Annotated in this window: 21 protein-coding genes; 13 read left to right on the top strand and 8 right to left on the bottom strand. The window is 73.5% G+C overall.

The window, feature by feature from the left end:
* Positions 1–175: 175 nt before the first annotated feature.
* On the top strand, positions 176–1,063 hold the full coding sequence (locus V1634_RS27295; protein WP_331208375.1) for a glycoside hydrolase family 19 protein: 888 nt from the start codon (positions 176–178) through the stop codon (positions 1,061–1,063).
* Between the two features lie 95 nt (positions 1,064–1,158).
* Here the strand turns inward: V1634_RS27295 and V1634_RS27290 are convergent, their stop codons facing one another.
* Positions 1,159–2,034, bottom strand: coding sequence for a universal stress protein (locus tag V1634_RS27290; RefSeq protein WP_331208374.1), 876 nt, complete (start codon positions 2,032–2,034; stop codon positions 1,159–1,161).
* A 232-nt stretch (positions 2,035–2,266) separates the two neighbouring features.
* Here V1634_RS27290 and V1634_RS27285 point away from each other — a divergent pair, with 232 nt between their 5' ends.
* The 11 genes from V1634_RS27285 to V1634_RS27235 all read left to right on the top strand — a co-directional run bounded on the left by V1634_RS27285 (position 2,267) and on the right by V1634_RS27235 (position 13,697).
* A complete protein-coding gene (locus V1634_RS27285; protein ID WP_331208373.1) occupies positions 2,267–2,740 on the top strand; it encodes a Crp/Fnr family transcriptional regulator in 474 nt (157 codons plus the stop codon).
* A gap of 122 nt (positions 2,741–2,862) precedes the next feature.
* A complete protein-coding gene (locus V1634_RS27280) occupies positions 2,863–4,524 on the top strand; it encodes a carbamoyltransferase family protein (RefSeq protein ID WP_331208372.1) in 1,662 nt (553 codons plus the stop codon).
* Positions 4,521–5,546: a glycosyltransferase family 2 protein gene (locus tag V1634_RS27275; protein WP_331208371.1), complete on the top strand. Its 1,026-nt coding sequence runs from the start codon at positions 4,521–4,523 to the stop codon at positions 5,544–5,546. Before V1634_RS27280 ends, V1634_RS27275 begins: the two co-directional genes overlap by 4 nt.
* A complete protein-coding gene (locus V1634_RS27270; protein WP_331208370.1) occupies positions 5,543–7,255 on the top strand; it encodes an HAD-IIIA family hydrolase in 1,713 nt (570 codons plus the stop codon). The genes V1634_RS27275 and V1634_RS27270 overlap by 4 nt, the downstream gene beginning before the upstream one ends.
* The gene (locus V1634_RS27265; RefSeq protein ID WP_331208369.1) at positions 7,252–8,208 is read left to right on the top strand and encodes a glycosyltransferase; all 957 of its coding nucleotides are present in this window, start codon (positions 7,252–7,254) and stop codon (positions 8,206–8,208) included. The genes V1634_RS27270 and V1634_RS27265 overlap by 4 nt, the downstream gene beginning before the upstream one ends.
* Positions 8,208–9,425, top strand: a complete 1,218-nt coding sequence (locus V1634_RS27260; protein ID WP_331208368.1) for a glycosyltransferase — start codon at positions 8,208–8,210, stop codon at positions 9,423–9,425. Before V1634_RS27265 ends, V1634_RS27260 begins: the two co-directional genes overlap by 1 nt.
* Positions 9,425–10,138 (top strand): D-sedoheptulose-7-phosphate isomerase, encoded by a 714-nt coding sequence (locus V1634_RS27255; protein ID WP_407951783.1) that lies wholly within the window; start codon positions 9,425–9,427, stop codon positions 10,136–10,138. Before V1634_RS27260 ends, V1634_RS27255 begins: the two co-directional genes overlap by 1 nt.
* Positions 10,135–11,661, top strand: coding sequence for a PfkB family carbohydrate kinase (locus tag V1634_RS27250; RefSeq protein ID WP_331208367.1), 1,527 nt, complete (start codon positions 10,135–10,137; stop codon positions 11,659–11,661). The genes V1634_RS27255 and V1634_RS27250 overlap by 4 nt, the downstream gene beginning before the upstream one ends.
* Positions 11,658–12,350: an SDR family oxidoreductase gene (locus V1634_RS27245; protein ID WP_331208366.1), complete on the top strand. Its 693-nt coding sequence runs from the start codon at positions 11,658–11,660 to the stop codon at positions 12,348–12,350. The genes V1634_RS27250 and V1634_RS27245 overlap by 4 nt, the downstream gene beginning before the upstream one ends.
* On the top strand, positions 12,347–13,387 hold the full coding sequence (locus V1634_RS27240; RefSeq protein WP_331208365.1) for a glycosyltransferase family 9 protein: 1,041 nt from the start codon (positions 12,347–12,349) through the stop codon (positions 13,385–13,387). Before V1634_RS27245 ends, V1634_RS27240 begins: the two co-directional genes overlap by 4 nt.
* A gap of 103 nt (positions 13,388–13,490) precedes the next feature.
* Positions 13,491–13,697: a hypothetical protein gene (locus V1634_RS27235; protein WP_331208364.1), complete on the top strand. Its 207-nt coding sequence runs from the start codon at positions 13,491–13,493 to the stop codon at positions 13,695–13,697.
* A gap of 36 nt (positions 13,698–13,733) precedes the next feature.
* On the opposite strand, the gene V1634_RS27230 is transcribed toward V1634_RS27235, so the two are convergent.
* From V1634_RS27230 to V1634_RS27215, 4 genes are all read right to left on the bottom strand, one after another.
* The gene (locus V1634_RS27230) at positions 13,734–19,250 is read right to left on the bottom strand and encodes an ATP-binding protein (protein ID WP_331208363.1); all 5,517 of its coding nucleotides are present in this window, start codon (positions 19,248–19,250) and stop codon (positions 13,734–13,736) included.
* A gap of 202 nt (positions 19,251–19,452) precedes the next feature.
* Positions 19,453–20,703, bottom strand: coding sequence for an MFS transporter (locus V1634_RS27225; RefSeq protein ID WP_331208362.1), 1,251 nt, complete (start codon positions 20,701–20,703; stop codon positions 19,453–19,455).
* Positions 20,704–20,776: 73 nt separating this feature from the next.
* Complete coding sequence (locus tag V1634_RS27220; protein ID WP_331208361.1) at positions 20,777–21,508, bottom strand: DUF6766 family protein; 732 nt, start codon at positions 21,506–21,508, stop codon at positions 20,777–20,779.
* A gap of 154 nt (positions 21,509–21,662) precedes the next feature.
* Positions 21,663–21,890 (bottom strand): DUF2188 domain-containing protein, encoded by a 228-nt coding sequence (locus tag V1634_RS27215; RefSeq protein ID WP_331208360.1) that lies wholly within the window; start codon positions 21,888–21,890, stop codon positions 21,663–21,665.
* A gap of 172 nt (positions 21,891–22,062) precedes the next feature.
* Between V1634_RS27215 and V1634_RS27210 the strand changes: the two genes are divergently transcribed.
* Positions 22,063–23,040, top strand: a complete 978-nt coding sequence (locus tag V1634_RS27210; RefSeq protein WP_331208359.1) for a DNA topoisomerase IB — start codon at positions 22,063–22,065, stop codon at positions 23,038–23,040.
* Between the two features lie 75 nt (positions 23,041–23,115).
* On the opposite strand, the gene V1634_RS27205 is transcribed toward V1634_RS27210, so the two are convergent.
* Genes V1634_RS27205 through V1634_RS27195 form a run of 3 tightly spaced genes read right to left on the bottom strand, consistent with a single transcriptional unit; the run spans position 23,116 to position 24,829 of the window.
* Positions 23,116–23,805 carry a DUF3618 domain-containing protein gene (locus V1634_RS27205; RefSeq protein ID WP_331208358.1) on the bottom strand — a complete coding sequence of 230 codons (690 nt, stop codon included), beginning with the start codon at positions 23,803–23,805 and terminating at the stop codon, positions 23,116–23,118.
* Positions 23,802–24,245, bottom strand: coding sequence for a phage holin family protein (locus V1634_RS27200; protein ID WP_331208357.1), 444 nt, complete (start codon positions 24,243–24,245; stop codon positions 23,802–23,804). The genes V1634_RS27205 and V1634_RS27200 overlap by 4 nt, the downstream gene beginning before the upstream one ends.
* A complete protein-coding gene (locus V1634_RS27195; protein ID WP_331208356.1) occupies positions 24,242–24,829 on the bottom strand; it encodes a hypothetical protein in 588 nt (195 codons plus the stop codon). The genes V1634_RS27200 and V1634_RS27195 overlap by 4 nt, the downstream gene beginning before the upstream one ends.
* Between the last annotated feature and the right edge of the window lie 253 nt (positions 24,830–25,082).

The raw sequence follows: 25,082 nt of genomic DNA, 5'->3' as shown, positions 1-25,082 counted from the left end.
GGCCGGGTGGTCCGGCCGGTGGTCGCAGGAAATCACCCGCGCGCCCGCACGTGTCAGCAGACTTATTAGTAAAGCATGCTGATAGATTAGTAAGGTTTGTGAACAGAACGTGTTACGGTCACCTCCATCGATGTGCGGCGCCCACCGGCCCGCACGTACCCAGGAAGGAGTGACCATGTCGAGACTGCGCGCTCTGATCGCGTTCGCGGCGCTGGTCGTCGCCGCCGGACTCGTGGCGGTCATCCCGTCGAGCCCGGCATCGGCAGCGGCCTGCGCGGCACCGTGGCAGTCCTCGGCCGTCTACTGGGGAGGCGACCAGGTCTCCCACGGCGGTCGCAACTACCAGGCGAACTGGTGGACCCAGAACGAGGCGCCACCGGGCACCACCGGCGTCTGGCGGGACCTCGGTGCCTGCGGCGGCGGCACCACTCCGCCACCGGGAGGCAGCTTCGCGGTGAGCGAGGCGCAGTTCAACCAGATGTTCCCGGGCCGCAACTCCTTCTACACGTACTCCGGACTGGTCGCCGCCCTGAGCGCATACCCGGCGTTCACCCGGACCGGCAACGCCACCGTCCAGCGCCAGGAGGCGGCCGCGTTCCTGGCGAACGTGCACCACGAGACCGGCGGGCTCGTGCACATCGTGGAGCAGAACACCGCCAACTACCCGCACTACTGTGACGCCGGCCAGCCCTACGGCTGCCCCGCCGGGCAGGCCGCCTACTACGGGCGCGGGCCGATCCAGCTGAGCTGGAACTTCAACTACAACGCCGCCGGGAACGCCCTCGGCCTGCCGCTGCTGACCAACCCCTGGCTGGTGCAGAACGACGCGGCGGTGGCCTGGAAGACCGCCATCTGGTACTGGATGACCCAGAACGGTCCGGGCCGGATGACCGCGCACAACGCGATGGTCACCGGCGCCGGGTTCGGCGAGACCATCCGCAGCATCAACGGCTCGATCGAGTGCAACGGCGGCAACCCCGGGCAGGTGCAGAGCCGGGTCAGCAGGTACCAGCAGTTCGTCGGCATCCTCGGCGTGCCGGCCGGAGCCAACCTGTCCTGCTGATCCACGCCCGAGCCTTGTCACCCGGCCACCCGACGGGTGACAAGGCCCGGCGCGGCGGTGTGCCGGCCACCGGCCGCTGCCTCCCGACCGCGTGCTCAGTCGGTGGTCGTCGGAAGTTCCCGGATCACCGCGACCGGGCAGTGCGCGTGGTGCAGCAGTTGCTGGCTGATCGAGCCGAGCAGCAGCCCGCCGAAGCCGCCGCGACCCCGGGAGCCCACGACCACCAGTCGGGCGTCCCGGCTCGCGTCGACCATGACCCCACCGGCCGGGCCGGGGAGAACGTCCACGGTCACCTGGACCTGCGGGTACCTGCGCCGCCCGTCGGCGAGTATCTCGTCGAGTTCGGCCCGCTCGGCACCGGCCTGCTCCTCGGAGCCGGATCCGGACGGCTGCCCGCCCGAGGCGACCGGCTGGTACGCCCGGACCACCCGCAGTTCGGCGCCATTGGCCGCCGCCTGCGCGAAGGCGTACTCGAGGGCCAGCAGTGCGCAGCTCGAACCGTCCACGCCGACCACGACCGGCCCGTCCGGCCGTTCCCGTTCGCCCCGTACCACGACGACCGGGCAGTGCGCGTGCGCCGTCACGGCCACGCTGGTCGAGCCGAGGAGAAGACCGGTGAAGCCGCCGTGCCCACGGCTGCCCAGCACCAGCAGGCCTGCCTCCCGGGAATGCTCCCGAAGCAGCAGCGCGGCCGGACCGTCCGCGACGGTGCGGGTGACGTGCACCTGCGGGTGGGTCTGGAAGGCGTCGAGGATCGCGGCGTCGAGCATCTTCTGCGCGTCGTCCCGGACACCCTGGTCCGGCCAGGTCGTCGCCAGTGGGGCGACCGTACTCGCGACGGCCGGCCACTCGAACGCGAAGAGCAGCGTCACCTGCGCGCCGGTGCGGGCCGCCTCGTCGAGGGCCCAGCCGAGGGCGGCGCCGGCGCCGTCGGACCCGTCGTAGCCGACGATGATGGGACGAGCGTTCATGACTTCCTCCAACCGGACTTCCCGGAACAATTTTCGCTGACCGGGCTCCTAGCACCGACCGTAACAGTGCGTGAGGCTTCCCGCGTAGGGTCGTTGGTCGGTTCGGTAGGTGACCCTGTCCCCGTACCGGTGGGTCCTTCGGCCCTGTCCGATTCCGGCCGGCCGGTGTGTGATGGAGGGAGGAACCGCCCGGCGGATGGAACGGCGTACCCGAGCGGCGATTGGGGAAGTCATGACGAGCACCCGCGACCTGCTGGCCGAACAGCCCTTCCTCGACGGCCTGGCCCCGGCCTGGCTCGACCGGCTCACCGCCTACGCGCATCCGGTGTACCGCAATCGCGGCTACCGGCTGTTCGCGGCGGGGCGCTCCGCGACGCGCTTCTGGCTGCTCCGCTCCGGACAGGTGGTGCTGGACCTGCCGACGCCGGGCCGGGGCGACGTGGTCATCGAGGCCCTCGGCGCCGGCGACGTGCTCGGCTGGTCCTGGCTCTTCGCGCCGCAGCGCTGGCAGTTCGGGGCGGTGGTGGTGGAGCCGGTCCGGGCCGTCGAGTTCGACGCGTCCGGGGTACGGCACCTGATGGCGGACGACACGACGCTCGGGTACGAGCTGAACCGCCGGTTCATGGCCGTGATGCTGGACCGGCTCCAGGCCACCCGTACCCGCCTGCTCGACCTGTACGGCTACCCGGAGCACCGCGCCTCGTAGCCCGGGTCGGTGGCGATGGCCGGACAGCCGAATCAGCCAACGGACTATTAGGACATCGACCACTTTCGGGAAGTTGCTGATCTTCGGTGTGAGGGCACCCCAAGCCGGGTAGGAGCGCCCGCATGCGCGTACTCGGGATCAATGCGATCTTCCATGATCCGGCGGCCGCACTGGTCGTGGACGGTACGGTGGTGGCCGCAGCGGAGGAGGAGCGGTTCAGCCGGCGCAAGCATGGAAAGCGGCCGGTCCCCTTCTCCGCCTGGGAGCTGCCCGAACTCTCCGCCGCCTGGTGCCTGCGGCAGGCCGGGTTGGACGCCGCCAGCCTCGACGCCGTCGCCTACTCCTTCGACCCCGGCCTGTGCCGGGACGCCAGCCAGCTCGGCCTGACCGACCCGTGGGACTGGCTGCGGATCGAGTACGCCAAACGAGCGCCGCAGTTCCTCGCCGAGGTGCTGCCCGGCCTCGACCCGGAGATCGTGCGGTTCGTGCCGCACCACGTCGCGCACGCGGCCTCGGCCGGGCTGGCCGCGCCCCCGGACCCGGCCGGCGCGACCGGCTCGGCGGTGCTGGTACTCGACGGCCGGGGCGAGACCGCGAGCCACCTCGGCGGGGTCTACCGCGAGGGGCGGCTGCAACAGCTCGCCGCACAGCAGCTGCCGCACTCGCTGGGACTGCTCTACGAGGACCTCACCCGGCACCTCGGCTTCCTGCACTCCAGCGACGAGTACAAGGTGATGGCCCTCGCCTCCTACGGCGAGCCCCGCCACCTCGGGCTGCTGCGCGAACTGGTCCGGGTGACCGACGACGGCGGCTTCACCGTCGACCGGATCGACTGGGCCTCGCTGGCCAAGCCGCGCCCACCGGACGCGGAGATGACCGGCGAGCACGCCGACCTCGCCGCCAGCGTGCAGGCCCGGCTCGAAGAGGTGATCCTCGACCTGGCCCGCTGGCTGCACGACGCCGCCGACGGCCCCGGCACGCTGACCATGGCCGGCGGGGTCGCCCTGAACTGCGTGGCCAACGCCCGCATCGCCGCCGAGGGCCCCTACCAGCGGGTGTGGGTGCAGCCGGCGGCCGGAGACGCGGGGACCGCGCTCGGCGCGGCGCTGCACCTCGACAGCGTCCTCGGCGACACCACCGCGCCGATGCCCGGGGTCGACCTCGGCCGGGGCTGGACCGACGAGGAACTGGAGGCCGAACTGCGCCGGGCGGCGCTGCCGTACCGGCGACCCGACTCGATCGCCGCCGAGGCGGCCCGGGTACTCGCCGACAACGGCATCGTCGCCTGGTTCCAGGGGCGCAGCGAGTACGGGCCACGGGCGCTGGGTCACCGGTCGCTGCTGGCCCACCCCGGCGACCCGGATACCACCCGCCGGATGAACGACGTCAAGGGGCGGGAGCAGTTCCGCCCGATCGCCCCGATGGTCCGGGCCGAACGGGCCGCCGAGATCTTCGAGGGCGTACTGCCCAGCCCGTACATGCTCTTCGTGCACCGGGTCGCGCCGCAGTGGCGGGACCGGATCCCGGCGGTGGTGCACGTCGACGGCACCGCCCGGGTGCAGACCGTCGACCCGGGGACCGAACCGCTGGTGGCCGAGATGCTGGCCGAGTTCGACCGCCGGACCGGGCTGCCGGTGGTGGTCAACACCTCCCTCAACACCGCCGGCCGGCCGATGGTCGACACCCCGCGCGAGGCGATGGAACTCTTCGGCTCGGCACCGGTCGACCTGCTCGCCATCGGCCCGTACGCCGTGCACCGAGGCGACCTGGGAGCAGGGCGGTGATCAGCATCGTCGTGCCGACCCTCGGCCGGGACAGCCTCGCCGACCTGCTCGACATCCTCGCCCGGCAGGTGCACGACAACACCGAACTGGAGATCCTCCTGGTCGACGACCGGCCCACCGACGGTACCGAGCTGGCCGTACCGGGGGCACTCGCGCCGTACACGAAGGTGTTGCGCGGCCGCGGCGCCGGCCCGGCGGCGGCCCGCAACCTCGGCTGGCGGGCGGCCCGGCATCCCTGGGTGGCGTTCCTGGACGACGACGTGCTGCCGGCAGCGGACTGGCTGGAGCGGCTCCGGACGGACCTCGCCGTGCCGGACCGGGTCGGCGGGGTGCAGGGCGAGATACGGGTGCCGCTGCCGGCCGACCGCCGGCCGACCGACTGGGAACGGGTGACGGCGGGCCTCGCCGACGGCGAGTGGATCACCGCTGACATGGCCTACCGGCGGGTCGCGCTCGCCGCCGTCGGCGGCTTCGACGAACGGTTCCCCCGGGCCTACCGGGAGGACGCGGAGCTGGCCCACCGGGTACGGCTGGCAGGCTGGCGACTGCTCCGGGGCACCCGCACCGTCCGCCACCCGGTACGACCGGAGAGCCGCTGGATCAGCCTGCGCGCCCAGCGGGGCAACGCCGACGACGCCCTGCTGCGCCGGCTCTACGGCCCGGGCTGGCGGACCGAACTGGGCATACCAGTGGGAAGACGACACCGGCACGCGACCCTGACCGGCGCGGCGGTGCTGGCCGCCGCCAGCCTGGCCGGTGGCGTGGCCGCACAGGGCTCCCGGATGCACCGCCCGCTCACCACCGTCGCCGCCCTGGCCGGCGCCGCCTGGCTGGCCGGTACCGCCCGGTTCGCATACGCGCGGATCGCACCCGGGCCGGGTACCCCGGCGGAGGTCGGCACGATGCTGCTGACCAGCGCCGTCATCCCGCCGCTCGCCGTCGCCCACTGGCTGCGGGGCTGGTGGCGCCACCGCGACGAGTTGCCACGCCCGCTCCGGCGGTACCCCGGTGGGCGGCGATGACCAGGCCGGCACGGCTGCCCGGTCCTCTCTTCGACGCCGTACTGCTCGACCGCGACGGCACGCTGGTCGAGGACGTGCCCTACAACGGAGACCCGGACAAGGTACGCCCGATGCCCGGCGCCGGGGCGGCACTGGCCCGGCTGCGCGCCGCCGGACTGCGACTCGGCGTGGTCACCAACCAGTCCGGACTGGCCCGTGGCCTCTTCACCGCCGCCGAGCTGGCCTCGGTCAACGCCCGGGTGGAGGAACTGCTCGGCCCCTTCGACACCTGGCAGATCTGCCCGCACGGTGACGGCGACGGCTGCCGGTGCCGCAAGCCGGCACCCGGACTCGTCGAGGCCGCCGCCCGCGCGCTCGGCACCGACCCGCGCCGCTGTGTGGTGATCGGCGACATCGGCCGGGACATGACCGCCGCCCTCGCGGCCGGCGCCACCGGGATCCTGGTACCGACCCCGGTGACCCGACCGGAGGAGGTCGCGGCCGCCCCGGCGGTCGCCGCCGACCTGACCGACGCGGTCGACCAACTGCTCCACCGGCAGGCACTGCTCCGCGCCGGGTCGACCACCGGCCGGATGTCGACGGCGGCGCGCCGGGCCGGCGCGCGACGGGGCACGGTGCTGGTGGCGCGGAGCGACTCGGCCGGGGACGTCCTGGTCACCGGGCCGGCGATCCGGGCGGTAGCCGCAGGTGCGGATCGAGTCGTCATGCTCTGCGGCCCCCGTGGCCGGGCCGCCGCGCGGCTGCTGCCCGGCGTCGACGAGCTGATCGAGTGGCCGCTGCCCTGGATCGACCCGTCACCGGCCCCGGTGGAGCCGGACGGCATGCGCGAGCTGACCGCCCGGCTCGCCGCCGTGGACGCGGAACAGGCGCTGATCTTCACCTCCTTCCACCAGTCCGCCCTGCCGCTGGCCCTGCTGCTGCGGATGGCCGGGGTACCCCTGGTCGGTGCGATCAGCGACGACTATCCGGGCAGCCTGCTGGACCTGCGCCACCGCGTGCCGACCGGGGTGCCGGAGGCGGAGCGGGCGCTGTCGCTGGCCGCTGCCGCCGGTTTCGAGTTGCCCGCCGGCGACGAGCCCACGCTGCGGCTGCGGGCCGACGCGCTGCCCGGACGACCGCCCGTGGACCTGCCGGCCGGCTTCGTGGTCGTGCACCCCGGTGCGTCGGTGCCGGCCCGGGCCTGCCCGCCGCAGCGCTGCGCCGACATCGTCGCCGCGCTCACCCGCGCCGGTCACCGGGTACTGGTCACCGGTGGCCCGGGGGAGCGGGACCTGACCGCACGGGTGGCGGCGGCCGGCGGCGTCGACCTCGGCGGCCGTACCTCGCTCGGCGAGCTGGCCACGCTGCTGACCCACGCCGCCTGTCTGGTCGTCGGCAACACCGGGCCGGCGCACCTGGCCGCGGCGGTCGGCACACCGGTGGTCAGCCTCTTCGCACCCACCGTCCCGTTCGGACAGTGGGCACCCTACCGGGTACCGGCGGTGCGGCTCGGCGACGCCGGTGCCGGGTGCCGGGACAGCCGCGCCAGCGTCTGCCCGCTGCCCGGCCACCCCTGCCTGGCCGGACTCGACCCGGCCGCCGTGGTGGCCGCCGTCGACCTGCTCGCACCCCGACCGCCAGCATCCCGACCGTCGGCGCCACGACCGTCGGCCGGGGCCGGTTCCGGTCCCGGTCCCGGCAACCCGACAGCAGGAGGAGGAGCAGGGTGAACATCCTGCTGTGGCACGTGCACGGCTCCTGGACCACCGCGTTCGTCCAGGGCAAACACCGCTACCTGGTACCGGTCACGCCGGACCGGGGGCCGTACGGCCTCGGCCGGGCCCGGACGTACGACTGGCCGGCGACGGTGCGGGAACTGCGCCCGGAGCGGCTCGCCACCGAGCCGGTCGACCTGGTGATCCTGCAACGGCCGGAGGAACTGGAGCTGGCCGAACGCTGGCTGGGCCGGCGCCCCGGCCGGGACCTGCCGGCGATCTACGTCGAGCACAACACCCCGAAGGGCGACGTACCGAACACCCGGCACCCGATGGCCGACCGCGACGACCTGCTCGTCGCGCACGTCACCCACTTCAACGCCCTGTTCTGGGACACCGGCGCCACCCGCACCGCCGTGATCGAGCACGGCATCGTCCCACCCCCGGTGCGGTACGACGGCAGCCTCGACCGGCTGGCGGTGGTGACCAACGAACCCGTCCGCCGCTGGCGGGTCACCGGGACCGACCTGTTCCCGCACTTCGCCACGGTGGCCCCGCTGGACGTCTTCGGGATGGGCGTCGACGCGCTCCCCGAGGCGGTCGGTCTGTCCGGCGACCGCCTCGGCACCTACGACCTGCCCCAGGCGCGGCTGCACGAGCAGCTCGCCCGACGCCGGGCCTACCTGCACCTGTGCCGCTGGACGTCGCTCGGGCTCAGCCTCCTGGAGGCGATGACGATCGGGATGCCGGTCGTCGTACTGGCCACCACCGAGGCGGTCGCCGCCGTACCGCCCGAGGCGGGGGTCCTCTCCACCAACCTCGACACCCTGCGGGAGGCCGCCGCGTGGCTGATCGACGATCCGGCCGCCGCGCGGGCGATGGGTGAACGGGCCCGGCACGCCGCCACCGCCCGCTACGGCCTCGACCGGTTCCTCGCGGACTGGGACCGACTGCTTCAGGAGGAATGATGCGCATCGCGATGGTCTCCGAACACGCCAGTCCGCTCGCCGAACTCGGCGGCCCGGACGCCGGCGGCCAGAACACCCACGTCGCCGAACTCGCCGCCGCCCTGGCCGACCAGGGCCACGACGTGCACGTCTACACCCGACGCGACCAGCCGCACCAGGGCCCGGTGGTGCCGATGCGGGACGGGGTCAGCGTGCTGCACGTGCCGGCCGGCCCACCGGAGCCGGTGCCGAAGGACGAGCTGCTGCCGTACATGGCCGACTTCGGCCGCTGGCTCGTCCGACACTGGCAGGACGGACTCTGGCGGCCCGACGTGGCGCACGCGCACTTCTGGATGAGTGGTCTCGCCACCCTCGTCGCCGGCCGGCAGACCGGGGTGCCGGTGGTGCAGACCTACCATGCCCTCGGCACCGTCAAGCGCCGCCACCAGGGCACCGCCGACACCAGCCCGCCACAGCGGATCAGATACGAACGGATGCTCGGCCGGGGTGTCGACCGGGTCGTCGCGCAGTGCCGCGACGAGGTGGCCGAACTGACCCGGATGGGCGTCCCGGGCTCCGCCATCAGCGTCGTGCCGTCGGGGGTCAACCCGGACGTCTTCACCCCGGACGGTCCGGCCGCCAGCCGCGAGCCGGGCCGGCCCCGGCTGCTGGGCGTGGGCCGGCTGGTCGAACGCAAGGGCTTCCTCGACGTCGTCCGGGCGCTGCGGACGGTGCCCGATGCCGAGTACGTGCTGATCGGCGGTCCTCCGGCGGCCCGGCTCGCCGAGGACGGGTTCGCCAACCGGCTGCGTGCGCTGGCCGAGTCCGAGGGGGTCGCCGACCGGGTACGCCTGGTCGGGGCGGTACCCCGCGCGGAGATGCCGCGCTGGTACCGGTCGGCCGACATCCTCGTCGCCACCCCCTGGTACGAGCCCTTCGGGCTGACTCCGCTGGAGGCGATGGCCTGCGGGGTACCGGTGCTCGGCACCGCCGTCGGCGGTCTCACCGACACGGTCGTGCCCGACCTCACCGGCGACCTCGTACCGCCCCGTGACCCGGAGACGCTGGGCGCGGTGCTGCGCCACCTGCTGGCCGACCCGGACCGGCGCCGCCGCTACGGCCTCGCCGCCGTGGAACGGATCCGTACCGGCTACTCGTGGACCCGGACGGCGGCGCGGCTCGGCGCCGTCTACACCGCCGTCTGCGGTACGCGCCAGACCAGCGGGGCGGTGGCCTGATGTCCGAACAGTTGCTTCTCGACGCGCACCTGACCCAGCTGTCCCGTGCCCTGCCCGGCTACCGGGACGCGGCCCGGCGGCTGAGCCGGTGGGGCGGCCAGCTCGCCCGGATCCTCTCCGACGGCGGGCGGCTGCTCGCCGCCGGCAACGGTGGAAGCGCCGCCGAGGCCCAGCACCTCACCGCCGAACTCGTCGGCAAGCTCCGCGACGACCGCGCCCCGCTCTCCGCGATCGCGCTCTCCGCCGAGACCTCCTCACTGACCGCGATCGGCAACGACTACGGCTTCGCCGAGGTCTTCGCCCGGCAGGTACGGGCGCACGGCCGGCCCGGCGACGTCCTGCTGCTGATGTCGACCAGCGGCCGCAGCGAGAACCTGCTCGCGGCGGCCGACGCCGGCCGGCGGGCGGGGTTGACCTGCTGGGCGTTCACCGGCCCGGCGCCCAACCCGCTCGCCGACGCCTGCGCCGAGGTGCTGGCGGTACCGTCGCCCGAACCGCAGGTGGTGCAGGAACTGCACCTGGTCTCCACCCACCTGCTCTGCTCGTACGTCGACCAGGCCCTGTCCCGGCTGCGGCCCGCCGGCAACGGCAACGGCCGGCCGGTCGCCGCCCGGGACGGTGCGGCGCCGCCGCCCAGAGCACAGAACGGGCGGGATTCCGCCGGTGCGCGGCGGCTGCTCACCGTGCTCTCCACCGAGGAGGCGTGCTCGTGAGCGGCCCACTGGTGGTGGTCGGCGACACGCTGCTGGACCGGGACGTCGACGGCCGGGTCGACCGGCTCTGCCCGGACGCCCCGGTGCCGGTCCTGGCAGAGGAGTCGGCCACCGACCGGCCGGGCGGGGCCGGGCTCGCCGCCCTGCTCGCCGCCGCCGACGGGCACGACGTGGCGCTGGTCACCGCGCTGGCCGACGACCCGGCCGGGGCTCGGCTGACCGCGCTGCTCACCGCCGCCGGCGTACGGCTCTATCCGCTGCCGCTGCCCGGCGCGACTCCGGAGAAGATCCGGCTGCGGACCGGCGGCCGGACGCTGCTCCGGCTGGACCGGGGCGGTGCGGCCCAGCCTCCGGGCGAACCGCCGGACGCCGCGCTGGAGGTCCTGGCCGGGGCGGGAGCGATCCTGGTCAGTGACTACGGGCGTGGCGTGGCCGGACTGTCGGCGATCCGCCAGGCACTCGCCGGGAGCACCGCACCTGTGGTGTGGGACCCGCACCCGCGCGGAGCGGCGGCGGTGCCCGGCAGCCGCCTCGTGACCCCGAACGAGGGGGAGCTTTTCCGGCTCACCGGCGACGCCGGTTCGGGGTCGCGACTGTCCGCGGCGGCCCGGGCGGCCCGGCTGCTGCGGGACCGGTGGCGTGCCGCCGCGGTCGCGGTCACGATGGGCGGCGACGGCAGCCTGCTCTGCCACAACGGCGGGGCCCCGCTGGTCGTACCCGCGCCGGTGGCCGCGACCGGCGACACCTGCGGTGCCGGTGACCGGTTCGCCGTCGCCGCCGCAGCGGCTCTGGCCGACGGGGCGCTGCTGTCGGAGGCGGTGGAGGAGGCGGTCCGGGTCGCCTCCAGCTATGTCGCGGCCGGCGGACCCGCCAGGCTTCCCGGACCGGCCGCCGCGGCCGGGACGGACGACGCAGCCGGCGCGGGTAGGACGGCCGACGCCGGCCCGGGTGGGGTGCACGATGCCGCAGGCGCGGTGGTGGGCGGCGGGCAGCCGGCCGGCGTGTCCGGGGTCGACGCTGGCGGCCGCGAGGCAGCCTCCGCCGTGCTGACCCGGATCCGGGCGAACGGCGGGACGGTGGTCGCCACCGGCGGCTGTTTCGACCTCCTGCACGCCGGCCACCTGGCCACCCTGCGGGCGGCCCGGCGGCTCGGCGACTGCCTCGTCGTCTGCCTCAACTCCGACCGCAGCGTCGCCGCGCTGAAGGGCCCGGGGCGACCGCTCACCCCGCAGGCCGACCGGGCCGGCCTGCTGGCCGCCCTGGACTGCGTCGACGCCGTCGTGATCTTCGACGAGCCGACACCGCAGGCGGTGCTCTCCTGGCTCCGCCCGGACATCTGGGTCAAGGGCGGCGACTACGCCCGAGGCGCCGACCCCGACCAGCCGGACCTGCCCGAGGCCGAGCAGGTACGGCGCTGGGGCGGCCAGACGGTACTCGTGCCATACCTCGACGGCCGCTCCACCACCGGCACCATCGCCGCCGCCCGGGCGGGCGGCCGTCAACTCGCGGAAGGACGACGATGAACAACCTGACCGGCAAGGCGATCCTGGTCACCGGCGGCGCCAGCGGACTCGGCGCCGCCGTGGTGACCGCAGTGCAGAAGGCCGGCGGACGGCCGTACGTGCTGGACCGGCAGGCACCGGCCGACGGCGTGCCGTGGATCGAGTGCGACCTCGCCGACACCCGGGCCGCCGAGCGGGCCACCCGGCAGCTCGCCGAGCAGGCCGGCGGCCTCGACGGCGTGGTCACCGCCGCCGGGGTCGACACACCCGGGCGGCTGGCCGACGTGCCGGCCGAGGTCTGGGAACGGGTCGTCACGGTCGACCTGTTCGCCACCGCCGCGGTCGTCCGCGCCGCCCTGCCCGCGCTGGAACGCTCGCACGGCACCGTCGTCACCGTCGCCTCCACCCTCGGGGTCAAGGCGGTCAGCGACGCCACCGCCTACTGCGCGGCGAAGTTCGGGGTCGTCGGCTTCACCCGGGCCCTCGCCGCCGAGCTGGCCGGCACGGTGGGGGTCACCCTGCTCGTCCCGGGCGGCATGCGCACCGCGTTCTTCGACGGCCGGGACGAGCAGTACCGGCCCGGCGCGGACGCGGTACTCAACGACCCCGGGCACGTCGCCGACGCGGTACTCTTCGCGCTCTCCCAGCCGCCCGGCTGCGCCGTACGGGAGCTGGTGGTCTGCGCCGACCGGGAGAGTTCGTACCCGTGATCCTGGTGCTGCGCGCCCTCGGCATCGGCGACCTCGCCACCGCCGTACCGGCACTCCGCGCTCTCCGTACCGCCTTCGCCGGAGACCGGCTGGTGCTTGCCGCACCCCGCTGGCTCGGGCCCTTGGTCGAGCTGGTCGGCGGGATCGACGAGCAGCTCGACGTCGACGGCCTGGGCCCGTACCGGTGGCCGTCGGCGGCTCCGGAAGTGGCGGTGAACCTGCACGGTCGGGGACCGCAGTCCCACCGGTTACTGCGCGCCGCCCAGCCGCGGCAGCTGATGGCCTTCGCCTGCCCCGAGGCCGGACACCACGTGGGCCCGGTCTGGCGGCCGGACGAGCACGAGGTCGACCGCTGGTGCCGCCTGCTCGACTGGTACGGCATCGCCACCGACCCGTCCGACCTGGCGCTGCACCGGCCGGCGCCGGGCGGTCTGCCCGTCGGGGCCAGCATCGTGCACCCGGGTGCGAAGGCCGCCGAGCGGCGCTGGCCGCCCGACCGGTTCGCGGCGGTGGCCCGGGAACTGACCCGCCGGGGACACCGGGTGGTGGTCACCGGCTCACCCGGCGAACGTGGCCTCGCCGAGGAGGTCGCCGGCCGGGCCGGCCTGCCCGGGTCGGCCGTGCTGGCCGGGCGCACCGACGTCGGTGAGCTGGCCGCGCTGGTCGCACACGGCCGGCTGGTGGTCGCCGGGGACACCGGCATCGGCCACCTCGCCACCGGATACGGCACACCGTCGGTACTGCTCTTCGGACCGGTGGCACCGGCGCTGTGGGGACCGCCGGTCGACCGGCCGTGGCACCGGGTCCTCTGGGCCGGGCCGATGGCGGAACGGCAACCGCGACCCGCTCCGGCCGCCCGGAAGCAGGACCCGGCCGCGCCGGGCCGGGCCGACGCGGTACGACCCGGGGCGGGACCGGTGTCGGCGGAGGGCGGCGTGCACCCGGCGCTGGCGGTACTCGGTGTGCCACAGGTCCTGGAGACTGTCGAGCAGGTCGAGCAGGTCGGGCGGGGACGCCCGGCGGTCACCGCGCGCTGACCGGGCCCGCCGAGCGACCGGACCGCCCCGACTCCTGCCGGACAGCTCACAGCAACCCGCCTGAGCTGCGTAAACACCTCATGTTGCGGCTACGCTGCGCGGCATGGCGGGGGAGTGGGTGGTGCTGCTCGGCGGGTCGGGCGGCGGTCAGCGGGTGCAGGTGTCCGGGGCCACGGTGGTGTGGCGGGCGTGCCTGTACGAGCGGACCGGCGACCACCAGCGGGTCGGCGGCATGGACCTGCGGGTGTACGCGCACCGGCCGGACTGCTGCCAGGGGTACGGGCGTGGCGACGCCGACGGGTGCGAGTGACCCCTTCGGGTACGGCTCGTCGGCGTCGCCCCGGCCTCAGTCGGCCAGCGCCGCCCCGGTCGCGTCCTGGCCGGGGTGAATGCCGTCCCCGGCCGGTCGCGGCAGACGTGACTCGATGGCCTCGATCACGCGTGGCCGCAGTTCGGCCGCCCGGATGACGGCGTCGACCGAGCCGACCTCGACGGCGCGCTGGATGCTGTGTACCCGGTCGAACTCGGTGGCCACCTCGCCGAGCTTCTCCGCGCGCACCGACGCGCGGAGTTCGTCGAGTTCCGCGGTCAGCGCGGCACGGTCGGCGCCGGACGCGGACGCGACGCGTGCCTCCAGGTCCCGCACCCGCTGATCCGCGGCGGTGCGACCGTCGACGTCACCGGAGAAGACCACGGCAGCGGCCGGCGCCCCGCCGAGCACCGAGGCGAAGGAGCCCTCCAGTGCCAGTACGGTCATCTCGGGGTTGAGCGCCTTCGAGAACACCACGAACGCGCCGCCGTGGTATCGCGAGATCACGCAGAACACGATCGGGCCACGGAAGTTGACGATCGCCCGGCCGATCTCGGCGCCGTACTCCAGTTGCAGCTTCCGCATCGACTCGGGCGAGCCGTCGAAGCCGGAGAGGTTCGCCAGCACCACCAGCGGCCGGTTGCCGCTGGCCGCGTTGATCGCCCGCGCGGCCTTCTTCGAGGAAGCCGGGAAGAGCGTGCCCGCGGTGTAGGTGTCCGGGCCGTCGGTGGGCGGGAAGCCGCGCCGTGGCACCGTGCGTGACTCGATGCCGAGCAGGCAGACCGGGATGCCGCCGAGATGCACGTCCTGCACCACCGCGGTCTCCGCGTCGGCCATCCCCGCCCAGCGCTCCAGCACCGGGTGGTCCTGGTCGGCCAGCGCCCGCATCACCGTCCGGATGTCGAACGGCTTCTTCCGGTCCGGGTTCGCCGCTGCCGAGAAGATCTCGCCGACGGTGCTGAAGTCGCTGCCCGGCATGGCGTGCGGGAAGTCGGAGATGTCGCGGTCGATCGGATCGCTGCTGGGTGCGCGCCGTGGCATCTCCTCGCCGGGCGCGACGTAGGTGTGCTCGTAGTGCGACATCAGCACGTCCCGGGCGGCGGTCAGGTTCGGCGCCCAGTACTGCGCCTGCCCGTTCGGCCCCATCACCCGGTCGTAGCCGCCGATGCCGAAGTTGTCCTCGGCCGAGACGCCGCCGGAGAAGTCGAGCGACTGCTTGCCGGTGAGCACCATCGCCGAGTCCGGCGTCATCACCAGGATGCCCTTGGTGTGCATCAGCATCGTCGCCTCGGCGTTCCAGTAGGGCTGCGCGCCGACGTTGATGCCGGCGACCACGATGTTGATCTCACCGCCGTGCTGGGTGAACTCGACGATCCGCTTGAGTGCGGCGGCGACCCAGTCCATGTTCTCGGTGCCCGAGGTCATGGAGATCCGGGCGCCGGCCGAGAGGGCGTACCACTCCAGCGGCACCCGCATCCGCTCGGCCAGGTCCAGTGCGGCGATCACCCGACGGCACTCCGGCTCGGAGAGCGCACCCAGCGACTTCGTGGGGTCGCCGAGCAGCACCACCCGGGTGATGCCCTGCGGGTGCCGTACCGTCGGTGTGCTGACCACACCGGCGACGATCGCCGCGCTGTTGCGGCCCTTCGGCCGGTCGACGGGTACGAGCGCGTGGTCGCCGTCGAGGTCGTGCTCGACGAAGTCGCCGAGCAGGCCGGTCAGCTCGTACGGGTACACGGTGTTGCGGCTGCTCGCCCGCAGCACCTTCAGCCGGTAGTCGTCGAGCGGCTCGACCGGGTCGACCGGCGGGTCGCCGACGGTCAGTTCGGCTCCGCCGGTGGCGTCGAAGGAGATCCGTACGGCGATCTTGGTCAGCGCGCCGGTCCGGCGGTCACGCTGCCGGGCGATGAAGAGGATCTCCTCCAAGCCGGCGCCCGCGGTCGTCGGGCGTACCCGCCCGGCGAGCATCTCCATCTCCTCCCGGGTGAGAGCGCTCGGCGGCCAGACGTAGATCACGATCCGGTTGGTGTTGAAGCGGGTCTTCGAGGGTCGACGCGCCTGTGCCCGGCGGATCGAGTCGAGGCAGGCCGCGACGGTGTCCTCGGTCGTCGGCAGCGAGACCAGCCGGCCGTCCTGCTCGCGCAGCTCCGTCAAGTCGCGCACCTGCGCGAACGCGACGAGGCGCTCGTCGGACGGGTTCTGCCGGGCCACGCACTGGAAGAGGTAGACCTCCTCGTCCGAGGAGGGCAGCCGGGTCAGGTCGAACTCGCGCAGCCGCTCCAACTGCATCCGCTGCGCGATGTACGGGTGCAGGCCGCGGATCAGCCGCTCCTCCGCCATCCCGGTCGGCGACGGGCGGAACGTGAAGTGGTGGTGCATCACCGCCCCGTGCCGCCCCGCGACGGTGGTGGTGAGCCGGCGGACCTGCGGCGGCAGCGGATGCGCGCCGATGACCTCCAGCAGCCCCGCCGCCATCGCGTCGAAGTCCGTCGGCTGGTTCTCCCAGGCAAGGTAGAGGTCGGCGTCGACCGAGTCCTCGCCGCCGGCCACCTCGGCGAGCCCGCGCAGCGCGCTGCCGAGCGCGTCGAAACGTACCGCCGCGGAGACCAGGCTCGAGTCCGCCCGCCGGGCGACCACGAACGTGCAGCCCGCGACCTGGCGGGTGTCGACGCCGGTGAGCCCCTTGTTGCCGTAGTACCGCCGGGTGAGCACCTCCAGCATGACCGCGTTGTCGAGGTCGTCGCGGACGAGCCGCTGGCCGAGCAGCCGGACCAGGGGCTCGGTGCTGCGTACCATCTCGGCGATCCGCTCGGCACGGTCCGCCGCGTCGGGCTGGGCGTCCAGGTGGCGCAGGTGCTTGCGGACCCGGGCGTAGACCAGGGCGCGGTTGCGGCGCAGCAGCGGCTGGGCGAACCAGGCGAACACCACGCCGCGGGCGAGGTCGGCGACCACCGGGAAGCGGACCTGGGTCGCGGCCACCAGCCGCTCCAGGGCCAGACCGGCCGGCTCGCGCAGCGTCTCGTCCGGTGGCGGCTCCCGCAGCCAGGCGCGCAGCAGCGTCGCGACGACCGTGGCGTCGGCGGAGGCGCGTTGCTGGGCGAGGAAGATCCGGAACACGGCGGCTTCCAGCGCGGGGGAGCGCTCCAGTTCGGTGACACCGTAGTGTTCGAGCGCCCGGGCGAGCCTGGCCTGGAAGGCACTCGGCAGTCCGGCCCGCTCGACGTCGAGGCTCTGCAGGTAGGTGTGGAAGTACTCCCGGGCGCTGTGCACGTGCGCCTCGCCGCCACCGTCCTCACCCGAGGGCCGGTTGCGGCTCAACTCGGCGAGGTTGGCGAAGACGTTGACCAGGTCGAGTTCCTCGGCCAGCGGCCGGTGACCCTCCTCGATGGCCAGCTGGCGGGTGGCGAGGTAGTCGTCGAGCACCCGGCGGTCGTCGTGCGGGTCGACGTCGAAGCCGAGCAGCAGGCCGCGCAGGTTCTCCTGGCCGCGCCGGGCGCGTTGCCGGGCCGGGATCTCCCGGGGCGCGGCCGGCAGGTCCAGCTCGACGGTGGCGGCGGCCGGACCCTCGTCGGCCCCCTCGCCGAGCGGCTCCAGCCGCAGCAGCGGCGCGCCGGCCTGCACCTGGCTGCCCACCGAGACGGCACATTCCTTCAGCCGGGCCCGGAACGGCGCCCGCAGCACCGTCTCCATCTTCATGGCTTCCAGCACCAGTACCGGTGCCCCCGCCTCGACCTCGGCGCCGACCGGCAGCGGCGTGGCGACGACCAGCGCGGGCATCGGGGAGCGGACGACACCGCCCTCGTCCCGGCTGACCCGGTGCGTCACGCCGTCCACCTCGACCAGGTGGACCGGCCCGTGCGTCCCGGTGAGCAGGCGGTACCGGTTGCCGTTGACGACGATCTGTCCGCTGTGCCGGTCGAAGCGGTCGAGTTCGACGTCGGCGGTGCGGACGCCGCCGCCCGTCTCGATGCCGACCCGGAACCGGTGCGGGCTGATCCGGGCCACCCGCAGCCGGTAGCCGACCCCACGCAGCTTGAGGTCCAACGGCCGGCCGCTGGAGTGCTGCACCTGCGGGCGCCCGCCGGACGCCGTCGCCAGCAGCCGCCGCCGCTCGACGCGCTCCTCCTCCTCGTACGTCTCGATCGCGGCCGCCGCCAGCGCCACGGCGGAGTGCCGGTGCGCGACGAGCCGGCCGGCGCCCCGGACGCGGTCGATCCAGCCGGTGTCCGCGCTCGCGTCGACGACCTCGGACTGGTCGAGCAGGTCGAGGACGAAGCTCTTGTTCGTCGCGCCGCCCTCGATGACCACCGTGGTCTCCGCCATCGCCCGGCGAAGCCTGCCGAGCGCCTCGTCGCGGTCCCGCCCGTACGCGATGATCTTCGCGATCATCGAGTCGAAGTCGGCGGGGATGGTGTCACCCTCGCTGACGCCGGTGTCCACCCGGATGCCCGGTCCGGCGGGCAGGTCCAGCCGCACGATCCGGCCCGGCGAGGGCGCGAAGTCCCGGTCGGGGTCCTCGGCGTTCAGTCGGGCCTCGATGGCGTGCCCGCGCTCCACCGGCGGCCCGCCCTCCAGCCGTCCGCCGGAGGCGACGTGCAGTTGCGCCTTGACCAGGTCGAACCCGGTGGTGGCCTCGGTGATCGGATGCTCGACCTGTAGCCGGGTGTTGACCTCCAGGAACGCGAAGAGGCGGTCACCGGGGTGGTAGAGGAACTCGACGGTCGCCGCGCCCCGGTAACCGACCGCGACGGCGAGCCGTTCGGCCGACGCCTTGAGTTCGGCGGTCTGCGCCGGGCTGAGCACCGGCGAGGAGGACTCCTCGATGACCTTCTGGTTGCGTCGCTGCACCGAGCAGTCGCGGACGCCGAGCGCCCACGCGGTGCCCTGGCCGTCGGCGATCACCTGGACCTCGACGTGTCGGGCACCGGTGACCAGGCGTTCGAGGAACACCACGCCGCTGCCGAACGCCCGCGCCGCCTCCTGGCGGGTCCGCTCGAAGGCGTCGGAGAGCTCCGAATCGCGTGTGATCACGCGGATGCCGCGCCCGCCGCCGCCCGCGGTCGCCTTCAGCATCAGCGGGTAGCCGATCTCGGCCGCCGCCGCCAGGGCGGCGTCGAGGGTATCGACCGCGCCGCGACTCCAGGGCGCGACCGGTACCCCGACCTCCTCGGCGATCAGCTTCGCGCCGATCTTGTCGCCCAGTTGGCGCATGGCGTCCGGGTTCGGGCCGACGAAGGTGACCCCGAGCTTTTCGCACAACTCGGCGAACGCCGGGTCCTCGGCGACGAAGCCCCAACCGACCCACGCGGCGTCGGCGCCGGACCGGACGAGCGCCTGCTCCAGCACCGCCATGTCGAGGTAGGGGCGCGCGGAGGCGGGGCCGAGGTAGTAGCCGAGATCCGCCTCCCGGACGAAGGTCGCGGTACGGTCGACGTCGGTGTAGAGCGCGATGGTCTCGATCCGCGTCCCGGTCTGCGCAGCCAGCTCTCGGACCGCGTGGATGAGCCGCATCGCGGCCTCACCACGGTTGACGATGGCGATACGGCTGAACACCCGACCGACCCCTCCGGTAGACCCACGATCAACTCGCCACGGGACGGCTGCCCCCGGCAGTGATCACCCTGCTGCCTGGCGGCCGGCGGCGCCATGTCGTACGCACCGAACAGTACGCACCCCTGTTTGTAGGAACCTAACAAAAGCTTTTGGCTGTCTCCACTCCCTGGTTGCCGGCATCGCCACCGATCGGGCCGACCCGTCAGCCGGACTCGACGCCCGCGCGCGGGGTTGCCCGGGCCGCCGCCGGGGATGCCCCGGCGGCTGGTGGACCGGAGACGCGGCGCAGCCCGCGTACCGCCGGGGCGAGCAGCAGGGCGACGCAGCCGAGCACGCCGACCGCGACCGAGGTGGCGAGGACCCGTTCGGCACCGACCAGGCCGGCCGCCGGACCGGAGAGCCCCTGACCGATCGGCAGGCTCCCGTTCGAGCCCAGCACCTCGTACGAGGTGACCCGGTTGAGCAACTGGGGCGGTATGTGGGTCTGCACGCTGGTCTGCCACATGATCGACCAGAAGGCCCAGGCCAGGCCGTTGACCGTCGCCGCGGCCATCAGCACCGTCAGTGGTGCGTGCAGGGCGATCGCCAGCGGCAGTAGCCCGTAACCGAACATCATCACCGCGCCGGCGGCCAGCGGCCGGTGCGGCTTGACGCGCAGGGCACCGAGCCCGCCGAGAATGGTGCCGACGGCGACGGCCGACTGGACCCAGCCGTACGCCGGGGCGCCCAGACGCTGGCTGATCAGCACCGCGCCGAGCGGGATCAGCGGACCGAACAGCAGGATCCCGTAGACGGCCCAGATCAGGATGACGTTCCACATCCAGGTACGGGACCGGAACTCCCGCCAGCCGTCGGCGAGGTCGCGCAGCATGGACCTGCCGGTGCCGGCCACCGGAAGCCGGCCCAGGCGCAACCCGGCGAGACAGGCGGCACTGACGGCGAAGGCACCGACGGCGACGGTGAAGACCGGGCCCGCGCCCAGGAAGCCGAAGAGCAGGCCGGCCGTTGCCGGGCCGAGCATCTCGGCGAGGGAGTTGGCGACCTTGATGGTGGAGTTCGCCCGTTGCACGTCGCTGGCCACGATCGGCACCATGCTGTTCACACCCGGCTGGAACATCGCGGCGGCGGCTCCGCTGACCGCCCAGCAGAGCAGGAGCAGCCACAGCGGCGGCGTGCCGAGGAAGAACGCGGCGGCCACGACGGCCTGGGCGAGCATCCGGGTCAGGTCGGCGCCGACCATCAGCGGGCGGGCGCTGAACCGGTCGGCGAGTACGCCGCCGAAGAGGATGCAGCCCAGGAACGGGATCATCCAGGCGGCGAGCACGAATCCGACGCCACTCGCGCCGTAGAGCCCCCCGATCGCCAACCCGGCGCCGACCACGAGCATCGCGTCGCCGAAGAGCGAGACCGCCCGAGCCACCAGATAGTACGAGAAGTTGCGGGTCCACAACACGTGTCGAGCGAATCATGACACCGGTGGCTGCGCCATCGGAGCGGAGAGCCGCTCCCGATCGGACCGCCGGCTGTCACGCCCCGGTTTCGTGGTGCGGGGTGTTGACCGGCTTCGACTCCGGTGAACCGTGCTGGCGGAGGAAGATACTGAGCACTATCAGTGTGCCGACGGCGAGGAACTCGCTCTGCCAGTTCTGCATCGACTGGAACCAGAACTCGCTGCTGCCGAGGAACTGCCACGCCGTGATTGGCGGCGCACCGGAGTCGAGCATCTGCTGTTCGTTGTACTCGGCGGTCCCGCCGAGCAGGTGCAGCACGAAGGAGGCGCCGAAGAGCAGGAAGAGCGCGATGGAGAGGCTGTTGCGGTAGAGCGCCAGCAACAGGCCACCGGCACGTACCGGCCAGGGGGAGTTCGACTTCGCCTTCGTCGGGTTGTCGCCGGGCCGGTCCTGGTCGGGATCGGGCTTGGACTCGGCGGAACCGCGCTGCACCAGATAGACCGTGAGTAGCACGTACGCGCCCATCTGGAGGAACTCCGATTCCCAGTTCTCGAACACCGCTTCGGCGAAGTGCCCCGTACCGAGGTAGCCGAGATAGCCCTCCGGCCGCGCACCGGCCTGGATCAGCTCGTCGTTGCGGGTCTGCCAGCCGAAGAAGCTCTGTAGCACGAGGAAGAACAGGAACGCGCCGAACATCGTCACGGCCAGCGCGTTGTCCCGCAGCCAGCGACGGAGCCGGTGCGCCGGCTGCGGGTCGGCGGTGCGACGCGCTCCGGCCCGACCTGGTGTGATGGTCTGCTGTCCCATGCCGATACCTCCTTTCGGAGGAGGTGCTCTTCCCGGATCAGGAAATCCCTCCTGCCCGGGCGATGCTTCCCGGCCCTGGTTCGCGGAAAACCTGGTCACGGCGTGTCGTAGCCGAATGAACGGGAGGGGGTTGCCCGGCGGCGGGCGGGCGGAATCAGCACCCGGGCAGCGGAACGGGGTCGTGCTGGTAGGTGTGCACCATTTCGATCTGACCGAAGGGCCGGTGTACGACGAGTCGGCTCGGCCGATTCGCCCGGGCCACCTTGCGACCGGCGACGATCGCGCTTTCCTTGCTGCCGTATCGGCCGACGACGGACGAGTCGCGTTCCACCTTCCAGCAGTTGATTTCGGGGATCACGTGGTATTGCGCCCGGTCGGGCATTCTGCGCCTCCTGTCTGCTTCTCGTCATAGGAGCTACCCAGGAGACCGCAGAGGTAACCGGAAATCCATTTTGGTGGATGGGATCGCCGCTGGTGTCGGCGGTCCGGCGAAGACCTGGAGTGCCCGAGCCGGGCCGGGGGTAGAACAGCCGGCATGGCAGCGATGGTGAACCATGAAGTTGCGTCGCGCTGACCTGGGCGCGCCCGGTTACGGCCGCCGCCGACGGGGACGCGGGGTGACGTTTCTCGACTCCGGCGGACGGGCCATCACCGACCCGGCGCAGCTCCGCCGGCTACGTGGCCTGGCCATCCCGCCAGCCTGGCGGGAGGTGTGGATCTCGCCTGACCCTCGGGGGCACATCCAGGCCACCGGGATCGACGAGGCCGGCCGCAAGCAGTACCTCTACCACCCGGTGTGGCGGGAGCGGCGGGACCGCGAGAAGTTCGCGCACGTCCTGGAGGTCGCCGGACACCTCGGCCAGCTCCGCAAGCAGGTCGACCACGATCTGCGCGAGCGCGGCCTGACCCGGGGCCGGGTGCTGGCCACCATCGCCCGCCTGCTCGACCTGGGAATGTTCCGGGTCGGTAGCGACCAGTACGCCGCCGGGGAGGCGCCGACCTTCGGTGTCGCCACACTGCGCCCGGAGCACGCCCGGGGGGCCGGCGGCTGCGTCGTGCTGGAGTTCCCGGCCAAGGGCGGAGTGGAGCAGAGCCGACGGGTGACCGATCCCGAGGTCTGCCAGGTGCTCCGCAGCCTGCGGCGGCGGCGCCGGGGCCGGGAGCGGCTCTTCGGCTACTGGGAGCGGCGGCGCTGGTGGGACGTACGCGCCGAGGACGTCAACGACTACCTCCGCGAGGCCAGCGGTACCGACATGACGGCGAAGGACTTCCGTACCTGGCACGCCACCGTACTCGCGGCCACCCGGCTCTGTGCGGCCGGACCGCGCAACTCCGAGGCGAAGCGGCGGCGGGTGGTGGCCGGGGTGATGCGGGAGGTGGCCGACCTGCTCGGCAACACCCCGGCGGTGGCCCGGGCCTCGTACGTCGACCCCCGGCTGCTCGACCTCTACCGGGACGGTCGGCTCGGACCCCTGGCGGGAACGTCCGGCCAGTCGGCCGAGCAGGCGGTGCTGGCCCTGCTCGGCGACTGACTCCACCACCCCGGAATGGCCGGGCGTCCCGCTGCCCGGCCGACCGGATGTCCGGCGTGGAGTACGCCGACGCGGTCAGCGCCGCCGTACCTCGCCCATCGTCTCCTGGGTCTGCCCGCGCAGATCCTCCGCCGAGGAGCGCGCCTGATCCCGCATCTCGCCCGCGTGCTGGCCGGCGCGAGAACGGACCGACTCGACGGCGTGTTGGGCCGGCCCGCGCAGGTTCTGCTGTGCCTGCTGGGCGATGCCGCTGGCCTGCTGCTTGATCTGGTCGGAATGCTCGGCGACCTCGTCGCGGATCCGGCCGACCGCCCGCCGTTCCGGCGAACTCGCCGGCAGCAGCGCGGAGGCGAGCACCCCGAGCCCGAACGCGACGAGACCGGCGGCCAGCGGGTGCCCCTCCGGCATCTTCCGGGTCTGCTGTCCCAGCTCCTGGATCCGGTGACCGGCCGAGGAGATCCCGGCCTGCGACGTCTCACGGGCCCGCTGCATTCCGCCGCGGGCCTGCTGGGCACCCTCCCGGGTCCGGTCGACCGCGCCGGCCACGTCCTGGCGGGCATGCTCGGCGGTACCCATCACGGAGTCCCGGATCCGCTGCCAGGCGTTTCGGGCCCGGCTGGCCTGGTGGTGCGCCATGTTGCGCGGGTTCACCCGGTCGCCGATGTTGCGCGGGTTCATCCGGTCGCCGAGCGCGCTCAGGTTCTCGCCCAGGCGATCCTGGGTGCGGTCGGCGTCGGCTCGGATCGAGCCTGGGTCCGTACTCATCCTTGTCCCCCCGATCGATGGTGTGTCCCGTCACGCATGGCGGAAGGCATCCGCCGGATCGACTCGGACGTCTGCGGCAGCGGCCGGAGACTGCGCGCCTGGCGCCTGGCCACCCCGACGAGAACGGCGGCGATCACCGCCCACACTCCCGCGACGACCAGAGCCGCCCAGCCCTGGTCCATCACGTTCGACAACCCCCACCAGAGGGCGTACGACAGGAACAGCAGCACCATCAGCGCGCCCAGCGCGGCGCCGCCGAACATCCCGGCGACCCGGCCGGCGGTGCGCGCCTCCTGCCGCAGCTCCAGCTTCGCCAACTGGATCTCCTGGCGGACCAGGGTCGACGTGTCGCGGGTGACGGCGCCGAGCAGCTCGCCGATCGAGGCGCGGGTGGGGTCCTGCTCCCGGTCCGCGCCGAGACCACCCGCCGAGACGCTCACCGCCGTACCTCGCTGGCTCGTCCGTCCCCGCCGCGCTGGCCGACTTCCGGGTTGCCGTGCGGCGGCCCGGCCTGCGGCGGACCGGTCATCCCGGACGGCTGTCCGAGTGTTGCCGCGTCGGGATGGCCGGCCTCGGCCCGCCGTCCGTCCGGATGGGGCTCGGTTCCGCCGCCACCCTGCAACGCGTCCCGGGTCCGGGTCAGCCGGCCGGCGAGCACACCGGCGACGGCGGCCCCGGCCAGGAAGAGTCCCGGGTTGCGGCGGGCGTAGTCGCGCACGTCGTTGAGTACCATCCCGGGCTCACGCTGGTCGAGCCACTGGGCCGCCCGCTGGACCCGGTCGGCCGCGTGCCGGACCAGGTCCTTGCCGACCCCCTGCTGTTCGCTGCGTTCGGACATCGCCTGCAGCTCGTCGCCGAGCGCCCGCAGACCGGACGCCGCGCGATGCTGCTGGGCGCTGGCCTGCTCTTTGAGCTGGGCCGACGCCTGCCCCATCAGCTCGTTGGCCTGCCGTCCCGCCTCGGCGGCGACGTCCCGGCCCCTATCGGCGGCATTGTGCGCCAGACCGCCTCCGGTCTGTGCCAACCGCTGTCCGGTCTCGGTGGCGCCATGCCGCGCAACCTGGGTCTTCGACCGGTGACCGTCACCGGCCGGGTCGGCATTACTGTGCTGTGTCATATCCGCCCCCAGCTTCGCCCGCGGTGTCGGCGGCCGGTTACCCCGCTGATCGGCTGATATACCGACTGCTACCGACCTTTCGCGCCCCCTGACCAGGGGCGACGGTGATAGTCGACGGGATCGCACCGGTCGGCCCTTCTGTCCCGAACCGGGTGGTGGA

Source organism: Plantactinospora veratri (assembly GCF_036421995.1).
Classification (GTDB): domain Bacteria; phylum Actinomycetota; class Actinomycetes; order Mycobacteriales; family Micromonosporaceae; genus Plantactinospora; species Plantactinospora veratri.
Note: the sequence above shows the minus strand (reverse complement) of the source record. Positions and strands in the feature narration are given on the sequence as shown.